Source organism: Sphingobium fluminis, assembly GCF_037723805.1.
Lineage (GTDB): Bacteria > Pseudomonadota > Alphaproteobacteria > Sphingomonadales > Sphingomonadaceae > Sphingobium.
On sequence record NZ_JBBJUK010000005.1, the window covers coordinates 285,719 to 295,283 of the forward strand.

General features: G+C 59.5%; 6 protein-coding genes. 2 read left to right on the plus strand and 4 right to left on the minus strand.

Annotation, left to right across the window (positions count from 1 at the left end; all coding sequences use genetic code 11):
* Positions 1-398: 398 nt before the first annotated feature.
* The 4 genes from WG907_RS14640 to WG907_RS14655 form a co-directional block, all read right to left on the minus strand.
* Positions 399-1,262 carry an LLM class flavin-dependent oxidoreductase gene (locus WG907_RS14640; protein ID WP_340233927.1) on the minus strand — a complete coding sequence of 288 codons (864 nt, stop codon included), beginning with the start codon at positions 1,260-1,262 and terminating at the stop codon, positions 399-401.
* 78 nt (positions 1,263-1,340) lie between these two features.
* Positions 1,341-2,354 (minus strand): zinc-dependent alcohol dehydrogenase family protein, encoded by a 1,014-nt coding sequence (locus WG907_RS14645; protein WP_340233929.1) that lies wholly within the window; start codon positions 2,352-2,354, stop codon positions 1,341-1,343.
* A gap of 226 nt (positions 2,355-2,580) precedes the next feature.
* The gene (locus WG907_RS14650) at positions 2,581-3,630 is read right to left on the minus strand and encodes an SMP-30/gluconolactonase/LRE family protein (RefSeq protein ID WP_340233930.1); all 1,050 of its coding nucleotides are present in this window, start codon (positions 3,628-3,630) and stop codon (positions 2,581-2,583) included.
* A gap of 17 nt (positions 3,631-3,647) precedes the next feature.
* A complete protein-coding gene (locus WG907_RS14655) occupies positions 3,648-6,350 on the minus strand; it encodes a TonB-dependent receptor (RefSeq protein WP_340233932.1) in 2,703 nt (900 codons plus the stop codon).
* 433 nt (positions 6,351-6,783) lie between these two features.
* Between WG907_RS14655 and WG907_RS14660 the strand changes: the two genes are divergently transcribed.
* Together WG907_RS14660 and WG907_RS14665 are read left to right on the plus strand one after the other, a co-directional pair.
* A complete protein-coding gene (locus WG907_RS14660; RefSeq protein WP_340233934.1) occupies positions 6,784-8,004 on the plus strand; it encodes an MFS transporter in 1,221 nt (406 codons plus the stop codon).
* A 55-nt stretch (positions 8,005-8,059) separates the two neighbouring features.
* Positions 8,060-9,313 (plus strand): serine hydrolase domain-containing protein, encoded by a 1,254-nt coding sequence (locus WG907_RS14665; protein ID WP_340233936.1) that lies wholly within the window; start codon positions 8,060-8,062, stop codon positions 9,311-9,313.
* The last annotated feature ends 252 nt before the right edge of the window (positions 9,314-9,565 follow it).

Below are 9,565 nucleotides of genomic sequence, written 5' to 3' on the forward strand. Positions count from 1 at the left end.
GTTTGATTTCCGCATTTTTTCCGGGCCAGCAGACGTTAGCGTCTGCTTCGAAAATGCTCTAAGCGCTTAACGCCACGACATGACGAATAGCTGTCAGGCGGTGCCGCGTCGAACCCGCCATGTTTCGGGCCGTCTTCCGAGGGTCTCCCCCTCGGTCTTGTTAGCGCCTCACGCTGGCGCGCTGGAATCTGGCCAGGGCTACGACGCGGACCATCGCATTATTTAACATAAGAAATATTATCGATCTTTTAGAATGCAGGCGCTGAATGAGGAGAGCGTCTTTGCCTATATGGAGGCGACGCGCGCGCATTTCGGGACAGACCCTAAGTCGGCGACCTGCATCACCCATGCCGTCTACGATCGGCCGGTAGAAAAGCGTATAAAGGTCGAACGCGCTTCTATGTTCGCGCTATGACTTCATCAGAAAATCTTTTAAATCGATCAATTTTTTCAGAAATCGGCTCTAGATCTTCTCCTATTTCATAAATATTCCTGAAAAATAAGATAAGATCTGTCACGCCCGTATCTTCCTTCCGCTTCACATCGTCGTAAGTTACTTTGCCCATATCGGACTCGAATATACGAAAATCGCCAGTTCGTCCGTAGTCTGAGCGGAAGGAATTCAACTTCTTGATCATCGCGACCAACTCCGCGAACGACGCCCCTGCGCAACTCCAACCATCGTTCCGCGCAGCGCGCTTCAAAGCAGGATCGGAGTGCCCACCCACGATGATTGGCAAAGGGCAGCTCGGGATCGGGTTGATCTTGATCGCCGGAAAGTCGTAATATTTTCCGTGATATTCGAAATAACCCCCGCCAGTAAGCCCTCGAACTATTTCAATGCATTCGTCCAGCCGGCCCCCGCGGCCCTCGTAAGGAACACCGAGGGCGATATAGTCTTCCGGCCAGGGGCTCAGACCGACACCAAAGTTAAATCGGCCGTTCGCCATTGCCGCTACGGAGCTGGCTAGCTTCGCCGCATATACAGGGTGCCGCATGGGAAGCTTTACGACACTCGTCGTGATTTCCAGCGAAGTGGCGACACCGATTGCCGAGGCGAGCACGAAGCTCTCCACGACCGGCTTGTTTTCGATGAACGCACGAGAGCCATCTGCGCCATATTCATAGCTTGTCTGACTATCTCGGGGATAAAGAATGCTGTCGGAAATCGCAAAACCGTCATACCCCAGAGATTCCAGGGCTTTGGCGAAAGGCAGGTAGTTCTTCACCGGGTTAACCGCTTCTCCGACGTGGAAGCGCATTGCTTTATCCTCCATCGATTTGAACTACGGCGGCGGGTCGGACCATTGAGAACGCGGCTGAGCCTGGTGAAATGCGAGCTATTTGCTGACCTCGATGACAATTTTCCCGACATGGCTGCCGCTTTCGAGGCGGCGATATGCATCTCTATACTGGGCAAAGGGGAACACACTGTCGATGACTGGCGTAACCTTGTGCTGGGCCATGGCCGCGACCAGGGCTTCGAAGTCCGCCCGGGGGCCGATGGCTGTGCCCGCCACATTGAGCGACCGCCCCAGAATGTCGATCGGCGGCAGACCGCCGCCAAAGCCGCTGGTGAAGCCCACCACCGCGATGTCGCCGCCGACCCTGGTCGACGCCGCCGACTTCACGATCGTGCTTTCCCCAGCGATGTCGATCACCTTGTCGACGCCCCTGCCGTTCGTGAGGGCAAGGATTTCGCGCTCCCAGTCGGGGAATGTTCGGTAGTTCACCACACCGGCCGCCCCGAGTTCTTCGAGCGTTCTTACCTTGTCGTCCGTCGACGTAATCGCAAAAACGCGGGCGCCGAACATCCGCGCCGCCTGGAGCGCGAACAAGGCGACGCCGCCTGTGCCCTGGACCAGAACCGTCTGGCCCGGCTGAAGGGGCGATGACCGATTGAGACCTGTCCAGGCGGTAACGCCAGCACATGGGAGACACGCAGCCTCGATGAACGACATGCTGACGGGCAGATGTACGATAGCGTTTTCGTGCAGCAGGATATGTTCGGCCAACATTCCGTCCCGGCTGATGCCGACGCTATCCAACCGGTGCTCGGGAAGCGGAGGCCCGGCGATCCAGTGAGGATGGCAGCTTGCAGCCACGCGGTCGCCTATCTTCGCCCGGGTAACGCCGGCTCCGACCGCGACGACCTCGCCCGCTCCGTCCGAGAGGGGCACGCCATTTTGTTTGAGCGGACCGAGATATTTGCCTTCCAGGATGATCTGGTCCCGGTAATTCAGGGACGCGGCGTGCACACGGATCAATACATCATAAACCCCCGGCGTCGGCGTCGGCTCATCATGTAATTCCAGACCTGGCTTCTCGCTCGCCGTCCATCTTACAGCTTTCATGTCTCAATTTCCCCAAGATAGTGCGGCAGCGATAATGCCGGGTCGAACCACTTTCGCCTCGTATAAAGCCGATCACGTGAATCCAACAGGTCTTATTGGTTTGGGCGGATGCCTTTGAATATGGCGGCACGGCGCTCACCGTAACGCGACCAAGCCGATGCCCCTACGCCTCGCTCTGCAAACGGCGATAATGCCCATGCCCGCTGTCCTGGCAACCATGCGCGTGTCAAGGGCCAGGCGCGGCTGCGGCTTTGGCGAAGGCGCCGGCACGGTGGATCTTGGCGGTGCGTCCGGGATAGTCGCTCGACAGGATATAGAGTTCGCGGGTGCCGGGCTTGATCGCCATGCTGGTGGTGAAGAGCAATTCGCCACGGTCCCGGTCGGGGATCAGTATCTGGCCGATCGGAACGCCCTTGGGATTGAAGACCATCACCCGGCCCTCGCCAGCGAGCGCGGCATAGACGTTGCCGTCGACGTCCGTTCGCAGCGAATCCACGGTCGCGCCGGTGAAATGATAGCGCATCGTCGTGCCGACCACGGGGGAAATCTGCGTTGGCGTGGCAAGGTCGATGCGATGGAGAAACCCCGTGCCCACCTCGCCGATCCACAAAGTCTTGCCTTCCGGGCTGAGCGCGATCCCGTTGGGCATCGACAGGTGCGTGATGATGGGGGTTATCGTCTTCATGTCCGGCGCGACATGATAAACCCCGCCAGTGGGACCGGCATTGTTGCCCTGGAAATCGGTGAAGTAGAAACCGCCTTCCTTGTCCATGGCGAGGTCGTTGGGCTTATAACCCGCCTTGGGATCGATGATGACCTGCTTGTCCGAACCATCCGGCCGGATCGAGAATATACTGCCTCCGCCACCTGCCACGAGGATGCGGCCGTTTTTCAGAAAGGCCAGACCAGAAGAGTGGCCTTCATTCTTCGGCAGGATCATCGTCAGGTCTTGCTTGGGGGAAAGCCGCATGACCCGGCCCCCTTGGACCTCGACGAACAGCAGGTTGCCCTGCGCGTCGAACAGAGGACCTTCTATAAAGAGATTCTGGTCCATCCCGCCGAACGCCGGCATGGTGGTCGTCATGCTGTACCAGGGCTGCGCGACGATCGTCTGGAGCCCCGCCTCGCTTGGCGGGATCACAGGCGCACGGCTGGTCGTGGGATAGGTGAGCACAGGATAGGATGGCGGCCCCGCTTTCGACGGGGCCTGCGCCGCACCCTGGCCCGCACAAATCGTGCAGGCCAGGATCATCGACCATTTGGAGGTAATTCGCACCAAGAGACTCCTGTTCATCAAAACTTGGTCGACACGCGCAGCATGATTTCCCGACCTCGGCTGACATAAGACTGAAGATCGCCGAGAACAGCAGGGCCAGTTTCGTTGCCCGGTGCTGTGCCAGTGTTGGGCACATTGCTTGCCCTGACGAAATAATATTTATCGGTAAGGTTGCGGCCGATCAGCGCAATGTCCCAGCGATCATCCTGCTCCGAGAGGCGCAGCGTCGCATCGAACAGCTGGTAATTGGGCACCCGTCCCTCCGGAATGGAGGCTGGGTCGGAGAGATAGCTCGCGCTGAACGTCATATTGGTCGACAGACCGATTTTCATGCCGGACCCGATCGGCGTTTCATAATCGAAGCCCACATTGCCCGTCCATTCGGGCGTGCGAACCACTTGTCCGCCGGCCAGGTTTTGCAGAGATCCATTGACGCCCGGAGCTGCGGGCGCCCCCGAGCCAGGCTGCCCTGGCACCGGCACGAATGCGCAACCAAGGGCCTTGCTCTGACCCCGATAGCAGTTTGCGAAATAATCGACATAGCGCGCTTTGTTATAGGCCACGGCGCCGTGCAGGCTCAGCCCCTCAAGCGGCGTGCGATAGGAGAAGTCGAATTCCCCGCCCTTGCTCCGCACCTTGCCGACATTTTTGAGTTCCTGGAAAATGCCGGTGCTGATGGTGACCTGAAGGCCTTTTACTTCATAGCTGTAGAGCGCGAGGCTGGTGCGCAGGCTACCATCCAGCAGGGACGCCTTGGCCCCTGCTTCGAAACCCTTGACGGTCTGCTGGTCGTAATCGAGCGGCAGGGCGAAGTTGGCATTGCCCCCGTTGTAACCGCCAGAGATGAAGCCATGCTTGTAGGAACCATAGATGTTCAGGTTCCGGTCGGGATGGTATGACAGCGTGAATTCGGGCGAGAAGTCGTTCCAGCTATTCTTGGAACCCTGGGCGAGAATGGGCACCCGCGGCAGAAGAAGGCCGGTCACAGGATCGACGGTCGTTCCGCTTTCCGCTATCGGCAGCTTTTTCTTCTCATAAGAATAACGGCCACCGCCGGAAAACTGAATCTGATCGGTGATATCCCATTGCATCTGCATGAAAGCCGAATAGGCAGTGCCCTTCTGCTCGTGATAGGAATTGGCGGCGATCGATGGGATCAGCGGCGCGACCGTCGTGAAATTGGTCCCGTTGAGAAAGGCGGCCAAACCCTGCGTGGCCTTGCTCTTCTGGAAATGCCCGCCGATCATGAAGTTGACCGGCCCGTCGAAATTGCTGGTGAGGCGCAGTTCCTCCGACAGTTCGGTAAAGCTCAGCCTTTGATTGGATGCCAGCATGCGCGAAGGGATATAGGTCGCGGTCACGTTGACGAAGGAGTCCGCCTTCATATGATAGAGGCCGGTCACCGAGGTCAGCGTCAGTTCGTCGCTCGGTCGATAGTTCATTTCATAGCCGATCAGCAGCTGCTTCTGAGCGCCCCGCAACTGGCCATCATTCTCGCCGAAAGCCGGATAGCGCAGGGCGAAATTGGGGGTACGCGCCCCCACCGAGACCTTGTCATCGGCGCGGCAATCATCGATCTGGCCGGACTGCGGCGCGCCAAGCGGACAGGACACAAGCTGAAGGTTCGACGTATATCCGTCATCCTTGAGCTTGCCATAGGTGACCTTCAGGCGGGCATCGAAATTATCCGCAGGCTCGTACTTCAATGTTCCGCGCACCGCGAATTCTTCGGCCCTTGGCGCATAGCGATGCTTGGGCGCGGTGATAAGGTTGCGCGGCGTGGTGTTCTCAACCCATCCGCGCATCTTGGATCCATAGGCCGCGATGCGAAAGCCGAGGCTGTCGGTGATCGGACCGGCTATATAGCCTTCGCCGCGCCACTCATGCGCGTTGAACTCATAGCCGACCGCGGCCTTGCCCTGAAGCTCCTTCGTCGGATCGCCGGTGCGAATGGAGATGACCCCGCCAGGGCTGTTCTTGCCGTAGAACAGCGCCTGAGGCCCTTTGAGCACCTCGACCTGCTGCATGTCCATCTGCCCCATGCGACGCACCGAGGCACGCGCCACCTGCACGCCATCGATGTTGAATGACACGGCCTGGTCGGCGAAGGGATTGCCGTCCGAACCGCTGATACCCCGGATCACGATGCTGCCGCCTTGGGCAGTGCCGCCGTCGCCGACGATCAGCTGCGGCACGAGGCGGGCGATACCATCCATCGAATTGATGCCGCGCTTTTCCAGCTCGGCGCCAGTTACCGCCGTGATCGCCACCGGCACGTCGATCAACGTCTCCTCGCGCTTGCGCGCTGTCACGATGATGTCGCCCATGTCCGTATCGGGCCGTGCGACCGCAGGCGCCTCTGCTGCCGGCTCGCTTCGAACCGAGGGCTGGGGTTGATAGGCGATGGGACGCGCTCTGGGCGCTTCGGGGACGATCGCCTGCGCGCCCGAAGGATCGCGCTTCGCTTCGAAGCCCGTGCCTTTAAGCAATTCGATCAGCGCGGCCTCCGGCGAGGCGTTGCCGCTCGTTCCCCTCGTCACGGTGCCGGTGAACTGATCGGGCCGATAAACCATCTGAAGCCCCGATTGTCGCGCAAGCTGCTTGAGAGCCTGCTCCAGATCACCCCGGGGAATAGTATAGCCCTGAGCGAATGCCGGTGCGGCATAGGCTAGCAGGCTCCCGCAAACCGTTACAGTTGCGGCGTGCTTCCAGTTTTTCATGACCTCTCCCCTGTCGCGGCTGTTGCGCCGTCAGAAGCTAAGACCATCGACGGGCCGGAACCCCTAGCTCAGCGGTGCAAAATTATTTTTCCATCTGCGGGGCGCGAAACTCTCACGCCATAGACTGCTTTCGGCAACCGGATGAAGCCCTCCCGATTGCCAAGCTGAAATGTCCCGCCGATCGGCATTGCCGCGAGATCATCGCTCTTCAACATTAGGGGAGTTTGGCTATAGCGGTTTGAGTTGTTCGATCGTACTTCCATCGGGAAGATGCGCAGGCGATGATAAGTTTGATACATTGCGCCTCGGTAATATGTCGGTTAACTGCTAGCATAAGAATAATAGCGCGAACCCGAAAGCCTTTGGGACATCGCGGGGCGGCGAGAGGAACCCCATGCACATACGAACTGATCGCTCATTCTCGGGATGGAGAGTGATTCTACCCTGCTTTTTGGCGCAAAACCTTGTTGCTGGCTTCGCCTTCGGGTCCTTCGGGCCGCTGCTCGCCAGCACCGAGCAGCATTTCGGCGTAACCCGCGCCGTTGCGGCCACGGGGATGAGCCTGATCATGCTGGCGGTGGGCGGCCTGGCTCCGTTGTTGGGGGGGCTGCTGCAAAAAGTCTCGGTAAGAAGCGCGATGATCGGCGCCGCGGCGCTCAGCGCGGTCGGCTATTTGGGTCTCGCCCTTCTTCCTTCGTTCGGCCTCGCCCTCTTGATGTTCGCCATGATCGGCACGGGCGTGTGCCTGTTGGCGATATTGGGTCCGTTGACGCTGGTCAGTCGATGGTTCATCTCCGGCCAGGCCAAGGTCCTGAGCATCGTGAACCTGCCGATCGCGCTGTTTGTGACGCCTTTCATCGTTGCCGAGCTGCTGCCGGAATATGGGCGATTCCCGGTTCTTGGAGGGATCGCGACGATCTTCCTTCTATTGATACCCGTGCTGCTGCTGATCGTGGAGTATCCCGGACGGATCGGTCAGAACCCGCGCGGGACAAATATGGACCCGGGTGGCGCATCGGCCCAGGGGACTGCCGGAGATCGGCAGCTGTCGACGCGCGAAATTCTTGCCAGCCCGCCCTTCTGGCTGCTGTCGCTTGCGATCGGCATGATATCGGGATCGGGTATTGCGTTCCTGGTCCATATCGTCCCCTTCGGCATGGAGCGGAATTTGTCGCTGCAAGCCGCATCGGGGCTGCTTTCCGTCTATGCCGGCGCCGGAATTTTCGGCACCTTGCTCGTTGGATGGATAACGGACCGTATTGGCCCTCCTTCCACGCTCGCGCTCGCAACTTTATGCGCGGGGCTGGTATGGTGGGGCCTGCTATATGTAACAGGCTTGCCGTTGTTCGCACTCGCGGCGCTGATGGGAATGTGCGTAGTTCCGGTGACGACGATGCACGGCGCGGCACTCAGCAGGCTGGTGGGGGCTGCGAGCATCAGCCGGGCGATGGGGATCAGCTATGCGATCGTCCTGCCCTTCATTTTCGGCTTCGCGCCGCTGGTGGGCTTCCTGTTCGATCAGGCTGATGGATACAGACTGCCCTTCCTGGTGACCGCGGGTCTACTCGCTATTGCCTGCCTGTGCTCTGTGTTGATGATCTTTGCGGTCAGCAAGCAGAAGCAGATATTCGAAGCAGTGGTTGGTCAAACATAGGGCCGAGTGACTTCGGCTGCTACCAACAGATAAGTAAAACCGTGAGGAGAAGAACATGGGACCAGCTTTTCTGTCACGCCGGGATATGATCGTCGGCGCAGCCGGATTGCAGCTGGCCGGCGTCGCCATGGCGGCCGAAGCGCCCAAACGCGTTGCCGCAGGCCCCAGCCTTCGTGGCGCGGTCCATGGAACCGTTGCGCCCGGATATGAACCTGTCCGCGCGGCTTTCGAGGATAATTTCGCCTCGGGCAAGGAGCTTGGAGCGCATTTCGCTGTGTACCGGGACGGCGCGCCGCTGGTTGACCTGTGGGGCGGCAGCGCGGACGAAGCCGGGACGGTTCCGGTCACGGAAAATACGCTCTACACGCTGATGTCGACCACAAAGGGCCTCACCTCGATGTGCATCGCGATGCTCGTGGATAGGGCAAAGCTAAACTACGAGACTCCTGTGGCGACATATTGGCCTGAATTCGCTGCAGAGGGCAAGGGAGCTGTGACCGTAGGGGAGCTCATGTCCCATCAGGCCGGGCTGACGGGGCCTCGCGGTCCGGCAACGGTTGAAGATTTTCATGAGCACCAGGCGCTTGCCGCCAGGCTCGCCGCACAGGAACCGTTTTTCCGGCCGGGTGTCTTTGGCTATCATTCCCTGACCTTTGGAACGCTCGCAGATGAACTGGTCCGGCGAACCGATGGCCGGACGGTCAGCCGTTTCTTCGCCGATGAGATAGCGTCGAAGCTCAAGATCGATGCCTTCATGGGTCTTCCGCCCGTGGAAGAACATCGCGCCGCCACGATGGTGTCGGCAATGGACCCCAACAGTCTGGGTTTTGACTCGCCCAACCCGGCGGCGTTGGCAGCGTCGGCCATCAAGGGTTCGAGCCTCTGGGGACCAGATCAGGCGCAAGGTCGCGCATATGGGCTACCTGGAGCTGGCGGTACGTCAAATGCCCGCAATCTCGCCAAGCTCTATGCCCATCTCGTTCGCGGCGAACCGCCGGCTGTTACGCCGCTGATCAGCCAGCCCGTGCTACAGCAAGCGACCCGCGCGCGCATCGCAGGTTTGAACCAGACTCATGGCGAGCTGGGTCGATACGCGGCGGGATTTCGACTCGATCAGACGAGGTACGGATCAAACCCGGCGTCTTTCGGTCATTGCGGCTTTGGAGGCAGCACGGCATTTGCCGATCCGGCGCGTCGCCTGGGCGTTTCCTATACGCCCAACAGAATGTTGAACCCCAACTGGTACGGGACCGATCCGCGGCTGGCCGCCCTGCTGAATGCGCTCTTCTCGGTCGAGAGGGGGAAATAGACGGCGGCAAAGGGGTAGCGGCGAGTGCCAGACACGGGTCTGACAATCACGCCTGTTACATGCCCGGATCATCTGCGACTGAGAGCAGCGCTCGCGGCCATATTAGTCGCCATGCCCTGGGTTGATCAGAACATTATCCGACCCGATTGCATCGACCCGACTACTCTGGACTATTGTTTGACGCGCTTTCCTGATTCAGCAGGTCAATCCTGCTGCTTTGAAACAATTAAGCGCGATTTTTCCGTTATTTCC